The 23,885-nt window shown below is 42.6% G+C and carries 21 protein-coding genes and 1 tRNA gene; 3 read left to right on the forward strand and 19 right to left on the reverse strand.

All coding sequences use genetic code 11. From position 1 onward, the window contains the following. Position 1: 1 nt before the first annotated feature. The 3 genes from J6I44_RS18865 (at position 2) to J6I44_RS18875 (ending at position 1,630) form a co-directional block, all read left to right on the forward strand. Positions 2–721, forward strand: coding sequence for a 1-acyl-sn-glycerol-3-phosphate acyltransferase (locus J6I44_RS18865; protein ID WP_265767762.1), 720 nt, complete (start codon positions 2–4; stop codon positions 719–721). A gap of 23 nt (positions 722–744) precedes the next feature. Beyond that, a complete protein-coding gene (locus tag J6I44_RS18870) occupies positions 745–1,437 on the forward strand; it encodes an energy transducer TonB (protein WP_265767763.1) in 693 nt (230 codons plus the stop codon). A gap of 105 nt (positions 1,438–1,542) precedes the next feature. After that, positions 1,543–1,630, forward strand: a tRNA-Ser gene (locus J6I44_RS18875). A 66-nt stretch (positions 1,631–1,696) separates the two neighbouring features. Here J6I44_RS18875 and J6I44_RS18880 read toward each other — a convergent pair. The 19 genes from J6I44_RS18880 to J6I44_RS18965 all read right to left on the reverse strand — a co-directional run bounded on the left by J6I44_RS18880 (position 1,697) and on the right by J6I44_RS18965 (position 23,629). Next, positions 1,697–3,346 carry a TlpA family protein disulfide reductase gene (locus J6I44_RS18880; RefSeq protein ID WP_265767764.1) on the reverse strand — a complete coding sequence of 550 codons (1,650 nt, stop codon included), beginning with the start codon at positions 3,344–3,346 and terminating at the stop codon, positions 1,697–1,699. A gap of 237 nt (positions 3,347–3,583) precedes the next feature. After that, positions 3,584–5,623 carry an LVIVD repeat-containing protein gene (locus tag J6I44_RS18885; RefSeq protein ID WP_265767765.1) on the reverse strand — a complete coding sequence of 680 codons (2,040 nt, stop codon included), beginning with the start codon at positions 5,621–5,623 and terminating at the stop codon, positions 3,584–3,586. Between the two features lie 111 nt (positions 5,624–5,734). Then, entirely contained in the window at positions 5,735–6,427 is a 693-nt protein-coding gene (locus J6I44_RS18890) for a DUF305 domain-containing protein (RefSeq protein ID WP_265767767.1), read from the reverse strand. Between the two features lie 341 nt (positions 6,428–6,768). Beyond that, positions 6,769–7,341 carry an NADPH-dependent FMN reductase gene (locus J6I44_RS18895; RefSeq protein WP_265767768.1) on the reverse strand — a complete coding sequence of 191 codons (573 nt, stop codon included), beginning with the start codon at positions 7,339–7,341 and terminating at the stop codon, positions 6,769–6,771. Positions 7,342–7,396: 55 nt separating this feature from the next. Continuing rightward, positions 7,397–7,747 (reverse strand): cupin domain-containing protein, encoded by a 351-nt coding sequence (locus tag J6I44_RS18900; RefSeq protein WP_265767769.1) that lies wholly within the window; start codon positions 7,745–7,747, stop codon positions 7,397–7,399. Between the two features lie 12 nt (positions 7,748–7,759). Further along, positions 7,760–8,434 (reverse strand): alpha/beta hydrolase, encoded by a 675-nt coding sequence (locus J6I44_RS18905; RefSeq protein ID WP_265767770.1) that lies wholly within the window; start codon positions 8,432–8,434, stop codon positions 7,760–7,762. A gap of 34 nt (positions 8,435–8,468) precedes the next feature. Beyond that, a complete protein-coding gene (locus J6I44_RS18910; protein ID WP_265767771.1) occupies positions 8,469–9,401 on the reverse strand; it encodes a ring-cleaving dioxygenase in 933 nt (310 codons plus the stop codon). 246 nt (positions 9,402–9,647) lie between these two features. Beyond that, positions 9,648–10,223 carry a Crp/Fnr family transcriptional regulator gene (locus tag J6I44_RS18915; protein ID WP_265767772.1) on the reverse strand — a complete coding sequence of 192 codons (576 nt, stop codon included), beginning with the start codon at positions 10,221–10,223 and terminating at the stop codon, positions 9,648–9,650. Positions 10,224–10,832: 609 nt separating this feature from the next. Beyond that, positions 10,833–13,274, reverse strand: a complete 2,442-nt coding sequence (locus tag J6I44_RS18920) for a TonB-dependent receptor (RefSeq protein WP_265767773.1) — start codon at positions 13,272–13,274, stop codon at positions 10,833–10,835. A 131-nt stretch (positions 13,275–13,405) separates the two neighbouring features. Then, on the reverse strand, positions 13,406–14,800 hold the full coding sequence (locus J6I44_RS18925) for an FAD-binding oxidoreductase (RefSeq protein ID WP_265767774.1): 1,395 nt from the start codon (positions 14,798–14,800) through the stop codon (positions 13,406–13,408). Between the two features lie 114 nt (positions 14,801–14,914). Beyond that, positions 14,915–15,412, reverse strand: a complete 498-nt coding sequence (locus J6I44_RS18930; protein WP_265767776.1) for a YybH family protein — start codon at positions 15,410–15,412, stop codon at positions 14,915–14,917. A 169-nt stretch (positions 15,413–15,581) separates the two neighbouring features. Continuing rightward, positions 15,582–16,694, reverse strand: coding sequence for a nickel-binding protein (locus tag J6I44_RS18935; protein ID WP_265767777.1), 1,113 nt, complete (start codon positions 16,692–16,694; stop codon positions 15,582–15,584). Between the two features lie 110 nt (positions 16,695–16,804). Beyond that, on the reverse strand, positions 16,805–17,908 hold the full coding sequence (locus tag J6I44_RS18940) for a nickel-binding protein (RefSeq protein ID WP_265767778.1): 1,104 nt from the start codon (positions 17,906–17,908) through the stop codon (positions 16,805–16,807). Between the two features lie 239 nt (positions 17,909–18,147). Continuing rightward, positions 18,148–18,357, reverse strand: a complete 210-nt coding sequence (locus J6I44_RS18945) for a heavy metal-binding domain-containing protein (RefSeq protein ID WP_265767779.1) — start codon at positions 18,355–18,357, stop codon at positions 18,148–18,150. A 183-nt stretch (positions 18,358–18,540) separates the two neighbouring features. Further along, on the reverse strand, positions 18,541–19,041 hold the full coding sequence (locus J6I44_RS18950) for a hypothetical protein (protein ID WP_265767780.1): 501 nt from the start codon (positions 19,039–19,041) through the stop codon (positions 18,541–18,543). A 285-nt stretch (positions 19,042–19,326) separates the two neighbouring features. Further along, positions 19,327–20,109: a serine hydrolase gene (locus J6I44_RS18955; RefSeq protein ID WP_265767781.1), complete on the reverse strand. Its 783-nt coding sequence runs from the start codon at positions 20,107–20,109 to the stop codon at positions 19,327–19,329. Then, positions 20,106–20,354, reverse strand: coding sequence for a FitA-like ribbon-helix-helix domain-containing protein (locus J6I44_RS20960; protein ID WP_350356721.1), 249 nt, complete (start codon positions 20,352–20,354; stop codon positions 20,106–20,108). The genes J6I44_RS18955 and J6I44_RS20960 overlap by 4 nt, the downstream gene beginning before the upstream one ends. A 207-nt stretch (positions 20,355–20,561) precedes the next feature. Continuing rightward, the gene (locus tag J6I44_RS18960; protein ID WP_265767782.1) at positions 20,562–22,208 is read right to left on the reverse strand and encodes a tetratricopeptide repeat protein; all 1,647 of its coding nucleotides are present in this window, start codon (positions 22,206–22,208) and stop codon (positions 20,562–20,564) included. A gap of 323 nt (positions 22,209–22,531) precedes the next feature. Further along, a complete protein-coding gene (locus tag J6I44_RS18965) occupies positions 22,532–23,629 on the reverse strand; it encodes a calcium/sodium antiporter (RefSeq protein ID WP_265767783.1) in 1,098 nt (365 codons plus the stop codon). Between the last annotated feature and the right edge of the window lie 256 nt (positions 23,630–23,885).

A 23,885-nucleotide genomic window follows, 5' to 3' on the forward strand; every position in this document is an offset into this window, starting at 1 on the left:
AATGATGAAGACGCTTTTCAGTATCATTTTGTGGATATACTGGGCGATATGTATCATTGGATTCTTCGGGATCGTCTTGGTACTGTACCTGCTTACGTTTCTTTTTGATCGTTTTAATACGATTACCAACAAGAGCCTGCAGGGGCTGGGGTGGATCATGCTAAAAGTGAATCCAGGCTGGAACATTGAAATTGAAGGGGCCAATCCACAAAAAATTGCACAGCCAACCATCGTTATTGCTAATCACCAAAGTTTCCTTGACCTGCCGCTTTCATACCTGTTGCCCTGGAGTATGAAGTGGGTATCCAAAAGAGGACTGTTTTATATCCCTATTTTGGGTTGGATTATCTATATGACCGGCCATCTTGGCATTGACCGGAAAAGCATGCGGTCTGCCAAGAAGCTTGATGACTTGGTTGCTCCCATCCAGGCCGGTATTCCTGCCATGATTTTTCCCGAAGGTACTCGCAGCCGCACGGGTGAACTTAAGCCTTTTAAAAACGGTGCTTTTAAACTGGCTAAAAAGTATAATTTTAAGATCCTGCCCATCGTTCTACAAGGGGGGGGAGAAGCCATGCCATCCGGAAGTTGGAGAATAGCTCCACGACAGAATTTCAAAATTTCGGTCTTAGATCCCCTCGATTCTGAGCAGTATGATTCGGTAACTGAATTAAAAGACACGGCTTTTTCGTTAATAGAAAAGGAATTACATTCGTCATAATCGCTGTTAATCCTGGAGTTCATTTGGCTGATACCCCTAAATATAGCAACCAGCAAAAGTCGGCTTATCGGATTCGAATCCTGATGTCTATTGTGGTAGCACAGCTTCTGTGTATTGCTATTGTTAAATTCTGGCCCGTACAGGCAAATGAAAGAGGTTCCTTTAACCAGAATGATTTCTCTGAGGATGTTGTGACATTGGAGGATGCCGTAATCACCCGTCAGTCCAGCAGTCCGCCACCACCCCCCAAGCCAACGGCCCCCATACCGGAACCGACTGACGAGATTATTGAGGAGGAGATCACAGAGATAAATAACATTGAGTTTTCAGAGAATCCGGACCCACTGTCGGAGGCTGTTATTGGCGAGCAGGGGGATGAGGAAGGACCGGTGTCAGGAAATCCTCAGCAGCCACCCCGCATAATCCGTATTGTAGAGCCCGCTACGCCGGATGCCGCTCAGCAGGCTAACATAAAGGCGGAAATTACGGTCAATATGCTGGTAGATAAAGCGGGAAAAGTGCAGGAGGCCAGTATCAAAGAAATCCGGTTGTACGACAGTCCCAACTCCAGTGATTATAAGATGGTGCAAACGATCGGTTATGGACTGACGGAGGCTACGCTCAATGCCGCGTTGCAGTGGACCTTTAAACCTGCTCGTAGTAATGGAGAGGTGGTATGGGCATATTCTACCCAGATTTTCACCTTTGGGTTTTAACCCTCTTTAGTGGCTGCAGAACCCTATCCTTGCTCAATAATATTTTTGAATAAGAATTAACGTTGCGATCGCATAAAAATTAGCCTATATTTGCGATTCTTCTTTGGAGAGGTGGCCGAGCGGTCGAAGGCGCACGCTTGGAAAGCGTGTGTGCGTCTAGCGCGTACCGGGGGTTCGAATCCCCCTCTCTCCGCATTTTTATCAATTCTTAGATTGCTTTCTTTATTCCTAAACTGCAGTTAATAACTCAGCGTAGTTCTTATAAATATCTGCTTAGGGTTTTAGCAAGGCTGTCGCCTTTAAGCTTTGTTTGATCACTGATAATGACATTTCGGTCAGGACCTAACAAGAGGTAATGAGGGATACTTGTAATACCCATCTTTCGTATTTTTTTACTTCCCCTCTTTTGATAAGCATGGTACCAAGGCATCGCCATTTTACTATTCTTGAATCTTATTACCTCCTGTGGACTGTCATCAAGAGAAATACTTACGATGGCAAAGTCTTTATTAGAAAATTGATTGTGAATCTTTTGTAGTTCTGGAAGAGATTTGATACAAGGTCCGCACCATGTAGCCCAAAAGTCAATTAAAAGGTAAGATTCTTCTAAATCGGATAAATTGATGCTTGTATCCTCTGTTAGACCATTAAAATGGTCAAAGGGTAGAGGGTTGCCTTTACTGATTGGTTGAGAAGGGGCATACTTTTTGTAAGCATATGGTGTTCGAAAGTGGTCGGGATGATTAGAAACCAACTCTGTAAAAGTGGCATACCATTTCGCTTCGGCTTTTTGCTCATAATAATAGCGAAGGCGATTGAATAAAGCTTCACCCTGTAGATCTTTATAGGGAGTTTCTTCGGCTATCCTGGAAATTGGTTCAAAACTATTCTTAAGTCCTACCCGATTTACTGCAGAGGTTAGGGCAGGAAAATGGATCAGCCAAAGTGGAGAGTCGGCGGCTATACTCTGCAAAAGAGATTCAGCTTCAGGTACCGACATTGCATCTGATCCTGATATTCTCAATTTAGCTATATCAGAGGCATGGGATACAGCGGTTTCATCATACTCTTGTTCAATAGATACAAGTTTTTCTTTGAAAGAAGGGGATGAAGCTTCTGTTTCATTTTGGCCAAGCTTAGACAAATACCGAGACGTTATATCATCTGCGAATTTTTTTGTCATAGCTGTATAGATTTTTGCAATCCCTTCTACACTAGCCGGGATTTGGCTTATAAAAGAAATCTCAGGCTTTGCAGAGTTGAAGATTGCTTGGTAAGCTTTAGGATTAAATCGTATATGAAAAGTTGAATCCTCAGATGAACGTGTGATCGTATTTGTAAAAGAAGTTTCTGGACCACGACTTTCTTTTTGAAAACGGTAGCTCCCCTGTGTACCCGCAATAGTTGCTCCAAATATATAGTGGCTTATTGCATAATTGAGCGTATCTGTTGTCGATCTTATTTCTGTGGACCAACTTCCATCGTTTTTTTGAACCATTTGTTTACCTGATTGGGCATCAAAGTTATTAAAGTTACCCACCAGAACGGGCTTGGAATTAGGTATTTTAGTTGGAGCACCAAGTTTAACTTTCATTTTTACGGCCTTGTCAACAGGCATCAGAAAGGTAAATAATGGTTGATAACCAGGTGCACCAAATCTTAGCACAACAGGCCGATTTGTTGGAAGATTCGTAGTAATAGTATTCGTATTGTCACTGACTTTTGCTACGAAAGGCTTACCAGTCCATGTTTCAGCAGCATCAATTAACTGTAGGCTGAAATTTGATAGACTATTGCCTTGGTGGTCAATGACTGTAGCGGTAACAGAAGGCGTTTGGACTTTTTCTTTATTACAGGCGAGGCACAAAAATAAAATTATAAATAGTAATAATATTTTCTCCTGATACATATTTATTAATAGGTGGTTTATGTAATTTTAATTCCCAATGTATTTCATAGTATATACGGTTTACTATGTTATTAAATTTATTAAATAATAGTAAGTATAATTGATTAAAAAGCGTGCTTATTGAAGGGAAGAGAAGTATTTCTGATGTTCAAAAAGGAGGGCAAAATAAAAAATGGCCCCGCTAATGTTTAACGGAGCCATACCTTGTAGAAATATGAAGAAGTACGCAAGGAGGCGTTACATGCTCGCCAGGTTACGTACGGTAGTGACCAGCTTTTCTACTTTCTCACTCTGACTGGAACCAGAAGCCTGGCTTTCTACTTCATCAGCTAAAGAAGTTAGAATTTCGTCTTGCTCATTGCCGGAAGCCTGTTCAGCTATAGCCAGTTGAGTCCGGGCCATGGCAATATGTTCGGAAGATAATCCTTTACCGCGATCCAGCTGATCAACATAGGCCTTAGCAAGCACGAAGGTTGTTGGCCAATCATACTTGGGCTGTCCCTGTGGATTAAGCTGCTCGAATGTTACAGTTTTTGCAGCAGCGATTTCATTTTCGGTGAGATAGGGGCTGGGTTTCAGCTCAAAGATATCAAGTCCACGGGCAATTTCGGAATTCACAATCACACCGTTATACCAGTAGACCGACCAGCTTCCGCCCATCTGCATGCTGTTAGCATCAACGGGACCACGATCGTGATACGCAATTTCTATTGCGTTTTCCGGATCAGTCCAGTCAAAAACGGAAATACCACCCTGGTACCATGATTGGACCATAATGTCGCGGTCCGGGACAGGAATAAGCGATCCGTTATGCGCCACACAGTTTTCCTGGGCCGTTTGTGGTGCCGGCATTTTGAAGTAACTCTTGAAGTCCATTTTATCATCATCACCAATAGTAAAGATGGCATTAGCACCCCATTCCATTGGATCAGTTTCGCGGCACTTAGGCTGTCCGCCGCCGCCCCACTCATCGGTGAAAAGTACTTTCTCACCGTCATTGCTAAAGGTCGCAGAGTGCCAGTAGGCAAAGTTAGAATCGGCTACGGCATCTACACGCCGGGGGTTGGCCGGATCTTCGATGTTCAGCAGCAGTCCATAACCCTCGCAAGCACCACCGGCTAAGCCAATCTCCGGATACAAGGTAATATCATGGCACTGGTTGGGTCCACGGTTATCCATGGGATTCTCTTCACCACCGCCGAATCTTTCGGCCATAATTTCAGGAAGTTGCTCGCGTAAGGCTGCACTGTCAGCTGCTGTTGGCTCTCCGCTGCCACCCCGTTCTTCAACAACATTTTGAAGCATGGGCGTAACATAGCGATCAGGCAGAATACGGTCTTGTCCAAAGATATGGACAATAAAAGCACCTTCTTTGCGGGCTTCTTCCAGCTTAGCTCGGTCGGCAGGAGAGATACCGTGAGTAGGAGCAGGATCCAGCTCTTCAAAAATGCGGGGTGAGTTAACGATTTGGGCATCTTCAGGATTATCGAGCGGAACCTGGATTACTTCAATACGATAAAGCGCCGAGTTGGGATCTTCTTCAGGCATGGCATCCGAGCAACCGGGCAATTCTTCGTTCGGTCGAACGGGAGCAGAACCGGACACATAGACATATACGTTTTCATCATCCTCAGGGTCTTTCAGCACGGAATGGGTGTGAGAGCCCCGGCAGGTTTGTACATTAGAGATATACTCAGGCTCCTTGATGTTAGAGATATCAAAAATCCGGATACCGCGCAGCCGATCATCACTTACAGTCTGCTCAACGCCTTCGGTACCACAGTCCAGACGTCCACCGAGTCCTTCACCAGATACAAACAGCAGGTCTCCGTATACGGAGACATCACTCTGGGAAGCAGGGCAGAGGAAGTCAACAACAAGCTCTGGCGTTTTAGGTTGAGAGATATCCCATACCATAAAACCGTTGTAATTCCCCTGGATGGCATAATTATCTTTAAAAGCGAGGTCAGAATTGGTAACTCCCACAAAGTCTTCCGGTGGTCGTTTTTGGGAGAGCATTTCAAGATTCCAGATGGCTTCTTCGGCATCAAAAAGTCCTGCTTTAAGGCCTACCCGCTTGTCAGGACTGGGAGGATTGACCTCACTTAAAGGCTTAACGTTTACCGCTGTTGCTGAAGTACCTGACTGTTCATCCACCACTTTGGATGGGGTACAGGCATAGGCCCCAAAAAGGGCGGTGATTAGCATTAGACAAAGACAGTATCTGCCAACTCCCGGAAGGTGAGCCGGCGGCATTAATTTATCGATAAGTTTCATATGTGTATGATTGTCTGGATTAATAGTGAAGTGTTGTTGTTTGGTAGTTATAAACTGATTGAAAAGTTCATCATGGTACAACGAGAAGAATACTGATCGTTCAACCTGCCGTTATCCCTGTTGGGTAAGTCGATTGAGCATTTGTCGCATCCGGTCTATCTCTGTACGCTGGTCAACCTGGATGTTGCTTGCCAGTCGGAAGGCCGCATCGCCCTGGGCCGCACCATCAGTAGCAAAAAGGTTTTCAACCATAAAGACGGCTCCCGCATGGTGCTCAATCATCTGTTTCAGAAACAGCCGATCAAATTCTTTACCGTGGGCTTGTCCCAGTTTTTCCAACTGCGCCTGAGAAAGCACGCCCCGCATTTTACGGTAGCTGGTAAATGGCTCACCGCCAAGCATAATCGTCATATCAAGACCATCAAAAGAGATTTGTGGCACCGCTTGGTCCCGGACACGTAACCACTGCTGCATAGTTGCAATTTCGTCTTTCTGGGAGTTGATAATCCGTGAGGCCAGCGTCTGTATACTGGAGCTGGCTCCATTAGTGGGGGCCAGTCGAGACATGATAAGCGCCTGGGCGTGATGGGCAATCATGCCGGTCATGAATTTAACGTCGGCCTTCGTAAACGCCATGCGGGCACTGTCTTGACGAGCCCAGTACAATTCTTCAAGGCTGGATTGATTGTCTGCAGATGTACTTTGCCGAGCGGTATCAGAGCTTTTACAAGCTATGGCACCCAGCAGGACGAACAGACAAGCAACGCCTTTGATCAAGAGATTATAATAGTTTTTTCGTATCACTTGTTTGGAATAGTATTGGATTGGAGATTTATATTTCTTATAACTCTGTTATTATAAACCCAAAAAATCAGAAAAACCAATAGCATCTTACTCACAAGGCTACGAAAACCCATATTTTAAATATTATAACAAATAGTGAGCCCAAATCATGCAGCTATGCATCGCTCCTTATCATCTCTCCAACTAAAGTACCTCTTGACGAGTAGTGCCTCAGCTATTTGTACATTATTGTACAAGGTCGGATTATTGTCAGTAATAGGTGGGTCTTGATTTGCCCAAAAAGTTTTTGTTTCCGGGCAAATCGGTATGTTTTACTCTCAGGTCTGCCAGTCGGACTATTATTAGGTAAATTTGTGGACCCAGTCAGATAGCGCTTCCAAATATTTGCCCAGATATTTACGGGTAGCTTCGTCAGTTAAGTTACCGGCATCATCAAACTTCTGGTGGGCGCGGTAGACCAGGATTTCCGGCTGTGGCATGCAGTAGGAGTTGGTAAATTCAAAGGCCTGCCGTAACTGGCTCTGTCCACGTGCCGAGCCCGTCATGCCGGGAGAGGCGCCCAGAATGCCAACAGGCTTTTCATTTAAGGGTGCTTTCTTCGGAGGCCGGGAGGCCCAGTCAATAGCATTTTTAGTCACTGCCGGCACTCCATGATTATATTCGGGTGTTGCAATGAGGAGCCCATCCGCCTGGTCAATTGCTTCTTTAAATTCAGCTACTCGATCGGGGTCACCCTGGGCCTCCACATCCGCATTGTAAAGGGGAATGCCCTGAAGGTCAAAGATTTTAATATTCAATGCTTCAGGAGCAAGCTCTTTTGCTGCTCGTAGTACAGCTTTATTGAAAGATCCCTTGCGAAGGCTCCCGGCAAACGCTAATATTTCGATAGTCTGATTTTTTTCTGAATCTGCCATACGTTTAAATGAAGGTTATTTTTGATTGCTATTTATTCTTAAGGCGTGGTGCTGCTTAATCCAATGTTACAAAAACCGAAGTACGTGCTTCATTATTAACGGCTTTACTTTTATGGCCCCGGCCGGTGGTGTCTTCGGCAAGTAAGATATCGCCGGTTGAAAAACGCCTTACTGTTCCATCGCCAATTTCGACATCCACAGCTCCATCCAGCATGAGGATATACTGGCGTTGGGGTGCATTATGCCAGTCATAATCATAATCAGGACCCGTGCGGCGGAAAATAATACCGGTAGCTTCTACCTTTTCTGAAAGTTGACCGATATTGCCCGCATCATCAAGCTCTATTTCAATTTCCTCAAAATACGATTCATTGTCTGAGCCGGTATACAGTCTTGTAATTTGCATAATAGATCATATTTAGTTTTTGAGAAGATCCGCCATTATAGCACGGACTTCTTTAATTTCCTCTTTGTTGATCGTATGGCCCATACCTTTGTAGATTTGTTTGTTGACAGCGGCGTTGAGCCTCTTAAAGACGGCCTCGGTTTCATCAACCCGTTCTTGAGGAATATGGGGATCATAGTCGCTACACCCCATGAATACCGGTGATTGATCTAGTGAACCCGTATAATTCGTTTCATCAATCTGGGGACCAATGAGTCCGCCACTAAAGGCCACGATTCCGCCCAGCTTCTGTGGATGACGCGCGGCAAATTCGGTTGCCAAACAGGCACCCTGAGAAAAACCTAACAAGATAATCTTCTCTTTGGGAATGCCAGCCTGTACAACAGATTCCAGCTGATCATGCAGAAGTTGTAATCCACTGGATATACCCGGCTGGTTCTTTTCTTTAGGTTCCAGAAAAGAATAGGGATACCAGGTACGATTTTCTGCTTGGGGAGCGACATAATGAAAGTCAGGTTGTGCAAAGGCATCGGCCAGCGGAAACATACCTTTGGCGGTGGCACCCCGGCCGTGCACCATAATCATGGCCGCTTTTGCCCGTGATAACGAGGCCCCATGTTCAAACGCTTTGGATTGTTGGTGTGGCCCTTTAAATGGATTATTGGCATCAACTCTAAATAAAGTCATGAAAACAATTTATATAGTCAAAGATTCTAAATTATTATACGTTGATTTCCGGTAACCGTTTTTCGATCATTTTTCGTCGTGGTTCAAGCCAGGGGGGGAGAATGAGTTTCTGGCCGAGTTTATCCGCGTCTTCATCCACCGCATAGCCGGGACCGTCGGTTGCAATTTCAAACAGCACACCGCCCGGTGATTTAAAATAGACCGAATGGAACCAGTGCCGATCGATAACATCGGTGGGGGAGAGTCCCATCTCCAGTACCTGCTTACGCATGGACGAAAGCTCGTCATCATCTTTGGCCCGAAAGGCTACATGGTGGATGATGCCACGTCCATTGGCGGACGGCTTTTCTTCTCCTTCCTCGATAATGACCGATCCCCCAATAGGAGCATCTGTTGTGTAAAGCCGGGTGTTTTCGGTACTGTCCGTTTCCTGAAATCCAAACACATTTTCCAAGACATTAGCTGTTGGTTCGGTTTCTTTCAGGCGAAGGGTAGTACCTCTAAAGCCTCGGATGCCGTGTTGGGCAGGCACAGAACCTTTTTCCCAGCCGGGCAGTTGTTCGGCTTGCTTATCGAAAACCAGTTCAAGCTGCAGGTGGTCCGGATCCTTAAAACTGATGGCCTGTTGTCCAAACCGATCATAGGGACCGTCGAAATCAATGCCTTCTTCTCCAAAACGTTCGGCCCAAAAATTTACTGATCCCGTTGGTACCGCAAAGGCAACCTTAACGGCTTCTCCCAGACCCGGTTTCCCTTGCCGAGCCATGGGCCAGGGGAAGAAGGTAAGACCGGAACCCGGTGAAGCCTCAGCATTTCCATAGAATAAGTGATAGGTACCGGGGTCGTCCTGATTTACGGATTTTTTTACCAATCGCATTCCCAACGATTTTACATAAAAATCAGCATTACGTTGTGCATTTCCTGCCAAAACAGTTATATGATGAATACCTTTCGATGTGTCATTCATAACGATTAGTTTATTTGGATTTAATTAGAGTATTTTAGTTCATTCTGCTTTAACAACTAACTATCCGGATTATTGAGATCCGGGATGTACCGACACACATCACAGTCTATATTGTTATCTATAGTTCTACATTCAAGCACTAGAAGGATGGTATGAATTTATTTACTAAAGCGCATTGATGTATGGTAAGAATTGAGAGCAGGTGTAACGATTTTCTCCTAAAGTTTGGCCTCTGATGAGTGTTATTCATTTTGATAGTTCTCTTCTAATTCTGCTCAAACTTTCGGGTGTTATCCCTAAAAATGAAGCAATCATCCATTGAGGAACCCGAGCGGTTACATCTTTATATTGTTCGATAAAGTCTAAATATCGTTCTTTAGCACTGGTTCCGATCAGCTGTCCAATTCTTTTTTGCAGGTGACGAATGTGGTTCTGCAGGATACGCTCATTATATTTTCTAAACTGTGGACTTATTTCAGAAGCGATATTGATGAACTCTTCATCTAATACCGTGACCGTAGTTTCTTCAATAGCATCGATGTAGAATTCGGAAGGTTCATCGAAATAAAAGCTCGCCCTGTCAACAACAAGCCATTTTTCAGGGGCAAATTCTAAAATATGTTCCTTACCTGCACTATCGATTGAATAAAACCGAAGGAGTCCTTTTTCAACGTAAAAGAAATTCTTACATATCTCCCCTTTACTTAATAAAAGTTCATTCGCCTCAAGAGATCTTTTATAGATGTCTTTTGCAAGCCGTTCTGACTGCTCTTCTGTTACACCTGCATGTCCTTTTAAATACCTCTTAAAATCGTAACTCATTATTTATCCAATAGTCTTTTCTGTCGATGATAAATACCTAAAGTATAACTAATATCCATATTAAATAATGAGACAGGAATTTTTCAACATACATGTGACATCACAATTGCAGGAAGGCTGATCAGTTACAGGATTACACAGAGGCGGGATAATACTCCTCAACGATGTCTGTAAGGCTATCCAGCACTTGTCTGAGCTGATTTCCGCTCCAGCCGTCATATAGTTATTACCATAATGAATTGATAATCAATACGTGGATAATAATATCAGAGTTGATTTTGCTGGTCAATGAAAAGTCTGCTATGATTGTATCGAATAGTGGCCCCTTACTGAAGTCAGGGTAGTTTAAAATGAAGTACGTCGAACTTGCAGTATAGGAGGGGATAGCTTCTACTTAATAACAGAAACGGTCTAATCTTATTGAGCGACTTTTGAATTTACTTTCAAATTTACCTGTACATTCCGGCCTTTGGAAGAGGGGTAACCAAGCTAACGATTAAAATACTCTCAGAAATTTACCAGTCGTGAATTATAGTTGGTTAGATAGCAGAGATATCATTACTTGGTTACTTGTCGGGAAATTGAATTTCATCATAGCTAATAATAAAATTAATTGACTCCAACTCTATTTTGCTCTTCCTGAGACCCAGACTTTACTTCGATTTTTTCAAACTCATTACTGCCAAAGTTCCATGTAAAAGAAAGAGCAACTGATCTGGCATCAAAGTTATACCTCCAGAAAGAATTAATATTGGAACTTTCAATATCATTGTTAGCTTGCAATATATTGGTATTTAAGATATCTGTGGCTGATAATCTCAGTGTACCCTGACCGTTTCCTATCTTTTTTTGTAAGCCAAGATTTAAAGCCCCCTGGGGTCTGGACCTTGCAATGCCCCAAACTGACTTTGACTGGTAAAAGCCGGACACTTCAAACGAAAAATCTTTTGGCAGATCGATCGTATTCACGACATTTGAATTGAATCCAGCCGCCTCTCCGGAAAAATTATCTTGCAAGTGTGCGGAGCGGTAAAATTGGTATCTACCGGTAGCACTGATACGCAGGCTCCACCAAGCCAGCGGTTCCAGGGGGAAACTTGTTGTCAGTGAGTAGGTATCTAAATAGTCTAAATTTTGAGTACTATAGGTTTGTTCATTGGTTTGAGTATTTATTGCAGGCTGCCACTGAGCAATTTCATCGTTGCTGTGTGTATAAGAAAGAGTGACCAAAAATTGTTTTCTGGAGTACCCCAAACTAAATCCATCACTGATGGCGGATTTCAGGTTTGAATTACCTGATAGAAAAGTCTTTGGATCAACAAAAAAAACAAAAGGTGCCAGGTCCAAGAAGGTAGGACGGGTGGTTCTTCGGCTGTAAGAGAAATTTACATTATTATCTTTGTTGATACTCTTTTGGATAAATAAACTTGGAAATAAGCGACCTGAATGTTGGTCAACTACATTTCCTTCACTTACCGAGTTTAAATTTCGGTTGATATACTCGTAGCGAATCCCGCTATTTATTTGTAAGCCATCAGTAGGAGTTATATTCGTAGAAAAATATACAGCCCCGATATATTCATCCAGATTAGCCTTATTTGTAAAGGCGTTATTAACCACAATATTGCCATTAATATTGTCGGTAACCCTAACGTCATTAGAAAAGTCAGAAAAAGTACTTTTCATTCCCGATTCAAGCGTTAGCTTTGGGGATATCGTGTGTTTATAATCGAGCCTGGCAACCCAAATGTTAATTGGAGTTTCTTTTTCCACGTTGATAGCATCAGGGTCCGTTGGAGATAAATTTCCTGTAATCACTTCATTCCGGTAAGTGGATGGGTTGCTGTTTTTATAATACAGGTAATCCAAGTCAAAGTTTAGTGATCTATCTTCACTGAACGAATGATCAACACCAAAATTTACGATCCCATTTCTCCACAAGTTCTTTTCATTTATACGTTGCTCCATAATAAGCATAGAGCTGGGGCTGGAATGATCCAGGGTTTCTGAAATATCTGAAGTATCCCAATTTCTTTGGAATCCTGTCAATAAAAGATCAGCATTCGTTTTTTCAGTTAAAGTATATTCAAAACCCACCGAAATATTCTGCACGGTTGTAATAGGATCGCGGAAATTTTCGCTGCGGATGGTCTGGGTAAAATCATCCTGGGTCAAGAACCTTTCGCCAAACATAATTTCTTCAGAGTTGTTGTAGTTGATGGAATAATTTAAAAGGAAGGCCAATTTCTTTTTCCTGAGACTGAATGCAAAATTTCCACCAAGGGTTTCGGCACTGTTATATCCAACATTTGTACCCAATGTGCCGGTATATCCCAGGTCAGAATATTCTTTCATCTCGATATTTATGATTCCTGCATCACCTTCAGCTTCATACCTTGCAGGAGGTGTTGTTATTAGCTCAATCTTTTCTATATTCGCTGCGTTCATGCCATTAAGCATGGTGATAATAGATTCCAGTGGTAATCGAACGGTTTTGTCATTAATCATTACCAAGACCCCCGATTTCCCGTTAAGTGATATATCACTACTTTGACGATTCACCTGAACACCGGGAGATTTTTCCAAGACCTCCAATGCGCTACTGCCCGAAGAAGTGACACTCCGTTGAACGTTTACGACCAGACGGTCTATTTCTTGTTCATATAAGGGTCGCCTGGCTGTTTTAACTACCTCTCCAAGTTGTTCAATTGACTCTTCAAGAGTTATTTTTTTGATGCTAAATTGCTCATTGTTTAATTCTTCAATAAGGAGAAGTTCTTCATGGGTTTTAAATCCAACCATTGAGATTGAGATTATATAAGACCCGTGGTTTATATCCAAAAACTGGTAATTCCCGAGTTCATCCGAAATAGCCCCCTTTACTAACGCAGAATCGGTTTCATTCAGGATCAGTACATTTGCTGAAGGCAACGGCAAACCTTCCCCATCAACTACGGTTCCCTTGACCTGAACTTGCGCTACTACTTCGGTGGTCAGGAACCCTACAAAAAATAAATAGATCATACATTTGGGTAGCGTATGCTTTTTCATATGTAAGAGGTTTTTCCTGCGTACCAAATGCTAACAGGAGTTGAAATTTAATAGAAAGATTACAAGTGAATTCCATAAACATTATTTCAAGCAATTATTATTGGTTGATGCAACTGTTCTAAAATAAATACTTATTTCAATAAGCTGGAAAGAGGTTTTATGTTTTGGTTCAGATGGAAGAAATTATCGGGATCGTATTTGCCTTTAATTTTAGCTAACCGATTATAGTTATCCCCATACGCTTTCTGAACCAAGTCATCGCCCTCCTCCCCGAATCCGGAAAAATTCACATACATCCCGTCTCTGGAAAAACGCTTCATTTTATCCAGGAATGCTCGCGACCATGAAATGACTTTTTCAGAGTCAGCCGGATCATCCCAAATGGAATCTACACTCAGTAGGAATGTTGTATCCCGGCTTCCAAATGCCGTATCCTTGCTGGCAATTCGATTCATCTCTCTGCCATAATGCCATATAGCCAACAACATCGATGGCACCGGTCTGTTTTTAGCTCCTTCAATAAGAGCACTTCTCGTTTCTTTATTTAGGGAGGCCAGATCCTGTGATTTGAAATAATAGTATCGTTCATGTTTTGGGAAAAATGGATCAAACATGGAATTGGCTGTTGTATAGGGGATCTTACCACTCAAATCCAGAACAGGGGTATCAATTTCTCGTAGTTCTTGGAATGCCTTTTCACCTTCATCCGGATCACCGGCATACATGGCAGAGATGACGATGACATGTTTTCCCCTTGCCTCTTCGGGAAAAGCATCGATATCCGGTACCGCCCAGAATAAGGCCTGAGAACTGATTTCATCCGGCGAGGATATCATAAAATCTCTCCATGTAGACAATACATTCTCAGCAATTTCAATGGGGTACATGATTGCACACATCATTACAGTGGGACCCACGTTGTGAAGATGAAATACAAAGGAGGTGACAATCCCAAAGTTTCCGCCGCCACCGCGCAGCGCCCAGAAAAGATCTTGGTTTTCGGTTTGGCTGGCTGTAAGTAATTTGCCATCGGCTGTTACCATTTCAATTGAGTGCAGGTTATCACAGCTGAGCCCATGTTTTTTTCGAAGCCATCCCAATCCTCCCCCCAGGGTAAGTCCGGCAACTCCTGTTGTAAATACCACACCGCCGGGAGCAGCTAACCCAAATATCTGTGTTTCTCGATCCAGATCCCCCCAGGTTGCTCCGCCTTGCACTCGAGCCAGTTTCTGTGAGGGATCTACATGTATTCCACGCATTTGAGACAGGTCAATCACCATTCCGTCATCACAAAGCGCGCTTCCGGCCACATTATGTCCCCCGCCACGAACAGACACTTCTATATCATTTTTTCGTGCAAATTTTACCGCATCTATCACATCAGCTGTACCGGAACACTGTGCGATCAGGGCGGGATGTTTATCAATATATCCGTTCCAGACTTGTCGTACCTCATCATAATCATAGTTGTCTGGTTGAATGAGACGACCTCTAAACGTTGACTGCAATGCTTCAATATTTATCATGGGTTTCTCCCTCGTTATTTAAGTGATTAATTATCAGGGGCTCCTAAAAGGGTACCCCCACTTATTTTCATTCCTGTTATTGTGTATTAACCGAGCAGTAGAACGAATCTTTCCCTATGATTGACTAAGCGGGGAGTGATGCTCATGTACAATTTTCCATTCTCCAGCATCATTTTTAGCAAATACCAAGCTTATCTGATCGTTGATGACCGCCTGGTCTTCTTCAAATTTCAAATGAAAGTCTGAATGAAAAGTGACAACAGCTACATTCCCGTGATATATAGCAATTTTCATATTATTTCCGTCCATTTTTACAACTTCTTGGACACTTCCAAACACTCCGCGTTCAAAGGCCTCATTTTCCTCGCCACCGTTCCGAGGTGCACCTTGTTTAAATTCAGTGAATTTGGGGCCGTATGCATGGAAAGAGATTAATTTGTCTACATCCCCATCTTTGATACTCTCCACAATTTCATTCCACGTCTGCATGATCTCGGCTTTTTCTTCCGGGTATTCTGTCATAATGCCGTCTGCGGATTGGGCCTGAAGGGGCGTTAATCCCCAACAAGAGATAAGGGCACACATCAGAGTAATTTTATATAAATAGTTCATAGTTATGATTGTTTAGGCAGTTAATAATTGGTGTTGGTTTATATATACTGCCGTTTGGGGTTCTCTTCCACTTCATATGTTTCAAATAATGCAACATTTGTTGCATGGCTTAAAAAGCAGACAAAAAGCTGGGGAGAGAGGGGCTACAGCTTCGTTTTTGCTGTATTAATTACACTTCAACTTTTATTTTGGAGGGAGAAATACCATACTTCTTTTTGAAACATTTGGCAAAATAGGATGGGTTAGAGAATCCCAATTCATATGCAATTTCTGATATGGTTAATTTTTTTTCTTTAATGAGGTTAAGTGCATATTTCAATCGGAGGTCCCGGACAAATTGAACCGGCGAGCTATTAGACATAGAATTTAATTTTCGATACAATTGTGCCCTGCTCAATCCCATCTCTCTGCTTAATTTGGCAATTGTAAAATTGTCTTTAGAAATGTTCACATTTATATGGTCAAACAACTGCCGAATGAAATCCTGGTCAGACTTGTCGATTACTGTAATATCGGGCATATCCATTTCTGTTCGGCATAATACGCTTATCTCTTGAAATTCAATCGGTAGTGCAATTTTACCATTTTCAGCAATTTTACAATACCACATACTCTGATTAAGTGCTTGTTGAAAAATCCGGTCGTCAGTAGTAGTAACAGGTTCTCCAATACACAAGCCCATTGTGAACCTGAAGTTCCATTCATTGGATGTATACTCAACTTTGTGGGAGAGAAATTCTTCCTGGATTTCTTTTGCACAAAGAAGACAGCTTTCCGGTGTTTTAAAAACAGCAATGACTCGATCATAAGATAATTGATTTACAACGTTACCATTGTTTTTTAAAATGAATCGTTCCGCAGCTTCACGTGGTTTCCGGGGTAGTTTTAGTTCATCAAAATCAATAAAGTCAGACAACCGGGTGACGGCGATGATATCCAGGTTCAGGATAAATCGATATCCACCATCTGGTGTTCCGTTTTCATCTACAACTAAATCCTCTCTGTTTCTCAGGTCTTTCCCCATAAAGGCTGAGTAAAGCCCTCCCTCCACTTCCACAATATTGCATGTTTTTATCCCATTTGCTAAAAGATGTGTCTTATGAATGGCCTCTTTGTTTGGGGCCTTCATCAAACAGAAAACTTTGCCACTGTCTTCGTTAACCCAATATGCCAGGTATTTTACATGAAATTTCTCCTGAACAGCTAAATCTTTTAAATGAGCCTTTTCGGCTTCTTCAATTTTTATTCCCGGCGTATCATGACAATCCATGTATAAAGGCATGGTAGTAATTGTTAAGAGTGTTATTTTTTTAATATAACTCTCAAAATCAGGTTATGTACTAATACTTTTAAAGTCTCTCTCTGTAATTCTACAGAACCAATTTTGTGAAACTAAACAGCAACATTGGAAGCATTAACCCCATACTTATCCCGGAAACATTTTGAGAAATAGGAGGGATTGTTATACCCAATTTCCAGGGCTATTTCGCTAAGATTGTATCTGTTTTCTTTGATCAGTGAAAGGGCCCTGTTCAAGCGTAAATCACGAATAAATGCAACCGGAGAACGTCCGGTCGTAGCCTTAACTTTCCTGTAGAGCTGCGTACGGCTGATGCCAATTTCATGGCAGAGTCTTTCAACATTAAAGGCATTATCGGAGAGATTTTTCTCTGTTATATCAAAAAGCTTTTTGAGAAACTCTTCTTCTGCCAATTGTATCGCTTTTAATGCTGTTCTGCTTTTAGGTTTCTCCTCTGTTGTAGTGAATTTGTTAACGATATTCGATGCAACAATCTCTCCGTCATCGGCAATTAAACTAAGCCGTCGGGCAAGCACTACCGTCTGCTCAAAAAACTGGTCGCTCATCGTTACCGGCTGGCCACCTCCAATCCCGATTTTGAAGGTGATATTCCAGGATTCATCCTCCTGTTTATCAATCCGTTTTAATAACTCCTTTTGAATTTCGATGGCACAATCCATCGATTCTTCAGCTTGAGTAAAGACGCACAGAATACCATCATAGTCAGGGTTTTTAATCTCTCTTCCCTCATAAGAAGGAATAATTTGCCGAATCAGTTTTTTGGGTTTGTAGGGAATGATTAAATGCTTCATATTATTCGAACCTGCAGCTTTTGTAATCCCCCAAATATTAATCGCAAGCACAAAGCGGTATGCTTTGTCTAAATCGCCGTTTTTCCCCAATACAATTCCATGATCCAGCTGATGTGATTCCCCCATAAACAATTTATAAAAGCCGCTTTCAACCTTTACAATATTGCAGGCGATATTTCCATGAGCTTCTTGGTGAACTCCTTCGCAGGACTCCTTATCAGGTGCCTCAATGAGACAAAAGATCGTACCGGCTTCCTGGTTCACCCAAAATTGAATATACTTGACGCCGTATTTATCCTGTACAGACCTGTCTGCCATATGCCCCCGTTTTACCGCATCGATGCTAATATCAGAAACGATATGATAATCCATGAATAAAGGCATAAGCAAAATTATTTATGATGGATATTTCAATCTACAAAAAATAATTGAAATGTAAACTTCTGTTCTCCAGTCATTTGGTTATGGCTACTCAAACTTAACTATGGTTGGGGCTTTTTAGGAGCTCAGTATCTGTGGATATCGGTACAGCTTTTCTTACATTTGGCAGGTAATCTGAGGGTGATCAACGAACCTGGTCGCCAGCGAAAGGTTTGGAAAGAGGATTTATTGAAATGCTGTAACTAAGATACAGCAGCGTGGTTTTTGTTTTGCACCGGCAGCAAGTCCATTCCGCAATGGGGACAGGTGCCGCTTGCGTTAAATTTTTCGTCATCTTCATGGGCTTGGCAATCACAGGGAGGGCAATAAAATGCTGGTACGGCTTTATCTTGAGCCGAAGCCAAAAGGTTAGTAAAAAGAAATAATGACAGGATACACAGTGTTTTTTCCATGCCGGAGAAATGATCAGTATTTATGATATTGGTATAGAAAGTAGATAGATTTCATGATTGTATACTCCCCTTAGAGAGATTAGTTACGAGGTTTTAGCTATTTAAAATGGTGTAGTGTACTTCCCACAGAAGAAGTAAATCTTTTTGCTGGGCTGAGGTGCCTGTGATAGCTTAAACTGATACTTAGGATTCTGGAACTCGGTTTGCCTGAATAACCATTACCGATTTATTCCATTGTTGTCCTCCATCCGTTGAAATATCGACACTCCACCTAAAATGATTCTCAGTTATGTCGGAAAAGGTAATCCTATGCAGCTCACCGGGTTTATATTCCGCCTTATATGTGATAGTGGTATCAGTAAGTTGGACACCTCCCAGTTCTTGAGCTCCCAAATCCAGCCATGTACCGGACAAGGCTTCAAGCCATTTCATATTCCAGGTATTAGTTTCTGAATTGTAGGCTCGGTAATTCATTCCGAGCATCACCAGGTCTTCTTTCGTGTCTACCATCCTAAACTGATCCGCAATTACATATCCATCCAAAATAGTTTGTCCTTGCCAGGTGGCACGAAGCTTCACAGTTGTTCCATCTTCTTGTTTCACGGTAACTTTACAGTTCCATTTTCCCAGAAGGAAAGCAAAAGCTGAAAGTTGTTTCGGAGCATTTGGATTAATTTTTTCCATTGAGAAGATCTTTTTGCCTTTTCCGGGATCTGGGCATATCCACCATTGAATAATGCCACAGAAACAGTTAGAAAAATGGTGATAAGAAAAATCCGTGACTTCACGAGAAACATCCACTACCAATTATTAAGGTATACGGGCTCAGTGCTTGAGCGAGAGGCGCATCAATAATAATTTGGAGAGAAGTGCACTAAAAAGCAAAAATTAGTATTAGCGGTGTATGAATACTAAAAGAGGGGAGATCCCTATAATAATTATGTGTTTCGTCCTCCGACAGTCCTCGTTTCAATCCATCATAAACTGTTCCAGGGCTTGGGATACTTTTCGTAAAGCCCCGGTTTCTCCTTTGTTATTTATAAAGAGATACACCGTGTCACCGTTGGGTTTAGCAATACTGAACAACTCAAATCCCCGCATAGATCCGTCCAGGTTTACGCTGAGCTGTCTGAAGAAGTGCTGATACCGAGCATCAAGCAATTGATCTGAGCGCACAAAGTGGTAAAATTTCAGAAGGTCATCCAGGTTAGAATACATGCCGCCACTGCCTTTGACCAGCCAGGGGGTGGGACCCCAATTGGGCGGAATATTGGGGAGCCCAATAATTTCAGGTCCCGCACCCACAGTAAATTCTCGAAGTGCATGCCCGCCATGTTGCCCGTAGGATCCGGTATGCGACATCCCCGCCGGTTCAAAAAAGTGTTGGATCAGAAAATCCTCATACGTTTGCCCCGAAACCAATTCCACTACGGCAACCAACACGCCAAAGGCCACAAATGCACAATCGTAGCCCGAACAGGATGAATCTGAAACAAGAATCATAACTTGTGTTGAGTTTACTTCGAATTCATTGGTATCCATAAATTGTTCGGCTTCTTCTGTGGCCTGCAAAGCAACCGATAATTCTAAAATTTCCTTCCGTAAATATATCGATAGAACATTTCTGAATTCGGATCGCCAGAGAAGAGGGACAACCCAATCATCATCTTTCTTAAGTACCTTATAAACCCACTCGTCCATATCGTTTGGTACCCACATGCTCGCAATTACATTCGTATCGACAACAATCATGGACGTCCCTTATCAATCGCTTGTTGAATTTCGTCCATAGAAAGGCTGCCTTTTGCTTTCTGTTTAAGTTTTTTAGCACGGGTAATTATTTGATCAGGGTCTCGTCGGTTGCTTTGGACTAATTTTTTCAAATAGACGATCACTTCACTGTTAATACTTCGATGATGTAGTTCTGCCTGTTTCTTTATTTTGGCATAGACTTCGTCGGGTATATCCCGGATTGTGATATTTGTTGGTATAGCAATTTGAAATTAATTTGGTTTCAAAGTGAAACTAAATAGAAGGGGCGCTTATTGTAAGAAAAGCAGTATAACAGACTTCTGCTTGAGCAGCAGGCGATGGATCCCTGAAACTACCTGTAATAAAAAGGTTAGCTAAAAAAACGAAAGAGGGGAAAGGATGTCCGATTGAAGCGCGGTTGTAACGCAACCTAAATACTAAATCTACTTGAGTTATTTATTTTTGATACCTGATTGAAGATAGTTCTGAGCTTCATCCAATCCTGAGCGATTTGATCCATCTGCACCTATTTTTATTAAGGCACTATAGAACTCCGCAGCTATTTGCTGATTCTCAAGTGCTCGTGCCGCGCGTGCAACACCAAGCAGACTATTAAAACGACGGGGATATAACGCGAGTGTCTCTCTATATGCTGCCAAGGCTTCTTCGTGCTTACCTTGTTCCATCAGGAGGTCTCCAAGAAGCTCAAGTGCAGGTAGCGTCGGGGCTGGGGTAACGGGATGCTTAGCTGTCGAAGTTTCAAGATCCGCCATCTGCCGCATTAATGATTCAGCCAATGCCTCTTTGTTTTCAGCATGTGCAAGCCAGGCAGAAAGGCCCAGCTGCAAGATTTTAATTTGCTTCCTAAACAGGTCCTCACCCGCCTGGTGTGCTATCTTTTCAAGTTCGCGGATCCGTGAAACCGCACGTTTTGACTCCTCAAGGTCGTTATTGTGGACTGCACCGAGGCCGCGTGCAAACCATGTTATCGCCTCCGGCCAGGGAAAGTCGTCCCAAGCAAGGGCATTATAGGCACGGGGAATCAAACCAGCCGCTTCGAGCCAAGCCCGGCGTTCGAGTGCGTACCGTGCAGGCGCAGAAGATAGGTGAAAAGCCGTTTTAAAAGTTGGGTGAAGGGATTCTTTAGATTGCATATTTGTAAGTAGTGCAGAAGCTGCTTCATCATCACCCTGCTGTAGGTAAGCATAGACCATATATTCGACGGCGTGGGGATATTCATCCCAAATGAACTGTCCTTTGTCACCTGCCGGATGTTCAAGAGCAGCTTCGGCGGCCTGGCGATTCCCTTCGATAACCTTATCCCAATGGCCTAAGCGGGTAAAAATATGGGTTGGCATATGCAGCGCATGTGGGTTACGCGGGGCGATAGCACCATAGCTTTCAACCACGTCCAGAGATTCCTGTTCGCGCCCCCGGATATCATTTGCATGAATCAGGTAATGTATAGCCCCCGGATGAAACTGGTTCTCCGCGTGTATAGACAAAGCAATTTCTGCAGCTCGATTGTTGTAATCAAGTCTATCTCTTTGTAGCTGTCCCGCGGATAGCAAAGAAAGTGAAAAAAAGGCTTTTACCTCAGGATCATCCGGAAATTGGTCATAAAGTTTTTTGGTAGCCTCAGCCCACCGGCCGATGCGTTCCCAATAATTTGAATCCATTGGGTCCCGGTAAAAAGCCTCGGTAGTTTCAATAAAAAGTTGTTCACGACGGGTTGGCGGATTTAAAGATTTAGCTTTACGAACCGATTCCCAGCCTTCCTTTAATTCTTCTGGTCCCGGCCGGGTCGGCCAGAGCGGCTGAAATAACGTCATTCCAATTCCCCAGTGAGCTATGGCGCAATTAGGATCCATAGCGGCTACCTTCTCGAAGGCTTCTTTTGCCAGTGGATAGGTCATGTGGTGAAGTAAGGCAACCGCCTTGTTAAAGGGCGAAATAACTTCCTCGGAACAGGATACCTCAAACTGTACCTTGCCCAGAGCGAATTCCGGATTATTCAAATCTTGAGCAAAGAGATCACCAGGTAATAACACCAGAAAGGTTGATATGAGGAAGAAGATACTTCCGGTTAATCGTTTCATTGTACGTTGGCTGAGTTAGTAGAAAACGATCACCACTTGCGTTACTGGAGTTCAATCAATGAACTTATCGTTTTAATAAAATAGCTGATAATAAATAAAATACCTATATAAATATTTTGAATCCCTATTTAGAATGAAGTCATGAGACCTAAACTATTGGCTGGAGTAGTATAACGGCCTTGCGCATAAGCTGAAGGCCCTGTGGAATGCCACTTTGTGGCCCCGCTCTGCGGGATTCCACAAGGGCAGGCGCCGAAGCGTTGAAATTGTTTACAAATGAAAGGTTAATGGCAAGCGGGCAAGAACAGGCGAGGCCTATCCGCTTAATTCACCTGGTTAGGTGGCGTTTTACTCTTTACGTACATTTCCTGAAACACTACAACGATGATTGTTACTACTGATAATGGAATTATAAAATACAACATTATATAATTGAAAATCGGGAGCAAGTCATGTTGCGTTGCATTAAATACAAGGTACAAGGTATAAGAAATGTAGTAACTCAAAAATAAAGCACCTTCCCATCTATTGATTGTACCACCAGTGAAGAATATGGGTAGACAAGAAATTGCAACCACTATCATTATTGGGATATCAAACCCAATTACTGCTTCTGAAACTGGTATGCCTGAAGGTGCTAGAATAGTTGATACACCGAGAACTCCCAGAATGTTGAATATATTACTACCTACAACGTTTCCAACTGCAATATCACGCTCTCCTCGAATAGCTGCAATAACCGATGTCACCACTTCAGGCATTGAAGTACCAGCAGCAACAATTGTAAGTCCAATAATCAATTCGCTAATCCCAAAATAATTCGCAAAAGTGATAACGCTCATAACAAACCATCGTGATCCCAAAACCAATAGGGCCAGACCAATTACTACAAAAACAATATTTATTATCCAGTTTTCTTCATCCTGGAAAGTAGACTTCTCCTGTGGTTTTAAGTCAGCCCCATTTTCTTTTGAACGATTTCGAAGACTTAAAACCACTAATATAACAATATAAATAATTAAGCAAGCTACTAGTAATAAGCCATCAAATCGGGTAAGCATTTGATCTAGACATATAAATAATACCGCTACCGAAAGCCCAATCATTAGCGGAACATCGAAACGAATCAGTTGTTGGGAAACGTAGAGAGGGACTATTAAAGCAGACAGACCTAAAATAAAGAGGATGTTGAATATATTACTTCCTATAACATTACCCAGAGCGATATCGGCCTGCCCTGACAAAGCCCCATTAATACTAATTGCCAACTCTGGAGAACTTGTTCCCAATGCCACAACTGTTAAGCCGATAACAAGTGGAGAAATTCCTAGGGCAGTTGCTATTTTCGATGCCCCGCGGACCAGTAATTCTGCTCCCAGAATAAGAAAGGTTAAACCAACTATAAATAGTAGAAGCGTCATTTCAAATTCTGGACCTTAATTAGAAGCCACCTCGGAGCATTTTTGGTATCGTAAACTCTGATCTTCATAAAAACCTCTTTTTAAAACTTTAAACTATAGACGTTAAAATTTCAAGAAGATTTCTTGAGCTAATTTTTTGGGCAAAGCCACCTGACGACATTTAGTATAAGCGGCGCACACCTTGATTTAAATTCAATTTTCAGTTTACTACTTGTTCGCCGGAAAAACAAAACGGACGCACCTCACCGAGGTGCGT

It is taken from the genome of Fodinibius salsisoli (genome assembly GCF_026229185.1).
Taxonomy (GTDB): domain Bacteria; phylum Bacteroidota; class Rhodothermia; order Balneolales; family Balneolaceae; genus Fodinibius; species Fodinibius salsisoli.

Bases quoted from the DNA above. Each gene is read 5' to 3' on its own strand.
- J6I44_RS18865 (WP_265767762.1), top strand. From the start codon at position 2: ATGATGAAGACGCTTTTCAGTATCATTTTGTGGATATACTGGGCGATA.
- J6I44_RS18880 (WP_265767764.1), bottom strand. From the start codon at position 3,346: ATGTATCAGGAGAAAATATTATTACTATTTATAATTTTATTTTTGTGC.
- J6I44_RS18885 (WP_265767765.1), bottom strand. From the start codon at position 5,623: ATGAAACTTATCGATAAATTAATGCCGCCGGCTCACCTTCCGGGAGTT.
- J6I44_RS18895 (WP_265767768.1), bottom strand. From the start codon at position 7,341: ATGGCAGATTCAGAAAAAAATCAGACTATCGAAATATTAGCGTTTGCC.
- J6I44_RS18900 (WP_265767769.1), bottom strand. From the start codon at position 7,747: ATGCAAATTACAAGACTGTATACCGGCTCAGACAATGAATCGTATTTT.
- J6I44_RS18905 (WP_265767770.1), bottom strand. From the start codon at position 8,434: ATGACTTTATTTAGAGTTGATGCCAATAATCCATTTAAAGGGCCACAC.
- J6I44_RS18910 (WP_265767771.1), bottom strand. From the start codon at position 9,401: ATGAATGACACATCGAAAGGTATTCATCATATAACTGTTTTGGCAGGA.
- J6I44_RS18915 (WP_265767772.1), bottom strand. From the start codon at position 10,223: ATGAGTTACGATTTTAAGAGGTATTTAAAAGGACATGCAGGTGTAACA.
- J6I44_RS18920 (WP_265767773.1), bottom strand. From the start codon at position 13,274: ATGAAAAAGCATACGCTACCCAAATGTATGATCTATTTATTTTTTGTA.
- J6I44_RS18925 (WP_265767774.1), bottom strand. From the start codon at position 14,800: ATGATAAATATTGAAGCATTGCAGTCAACGTTTAGAGGTCGTCTCATT.
- J6I44_RS18930 (WP_265767776.1), bottom strand. From the start codon at position 15,412: ATGAACTATTTATATAAAATTACTCTGATGTGTGCCCTTATCTCTTGT.
- J6I44_RS18935 (WP_265767777.1), bottom strand. From the start codon at position 16,694: ATGCCTTTATACATGGATTGTCATGATACGCCGGGAATAAAAATTGAA.
- J6I44_RS18940 (WP_265767778.1), bottom strand. From the start codon at position 17,908: ATGCCTTTATTCATGGATTATCATATCGTTTCTGATATTAGCATCGAT.
- J6I44_RS18945 (WP_265767779.1), bottom strand. From the start codon at position 18,357: ATGGAAAAAACACTGTGTATCCTGTCATTATTTCTTTTTACTAACCTT.
- J6I44_RS18950 (WP_265767780.1), bottom strand. From the start codon at position 19,041: ATGGAAAAAATTAATCCAAATGCTCCGAAACAACTTTCAGCTTTTGCT.
- J6I44_RS18955 (WP_265767781.1), bottom strand. From the start codon at position 20,109: ATGATTGTTGTCGATACGAATGTAATTGCGAGCATGTGGGTACCAAAC.
- J6I44_RS18960 (WP_265767782.1), bottom strand. From the start codon at position 22,208: ATGAAACGATTAACCGGAAGTATCTTCTTCCTCATATCAACCTTTCTG.
- J6I44_RS18965 (WP_265767783.1), bottom strand. From the start codon at position 23,629: ATGACGCTTCTACTATTTATAGTTGGTTTAACCTTTCTTATTCTGGGA.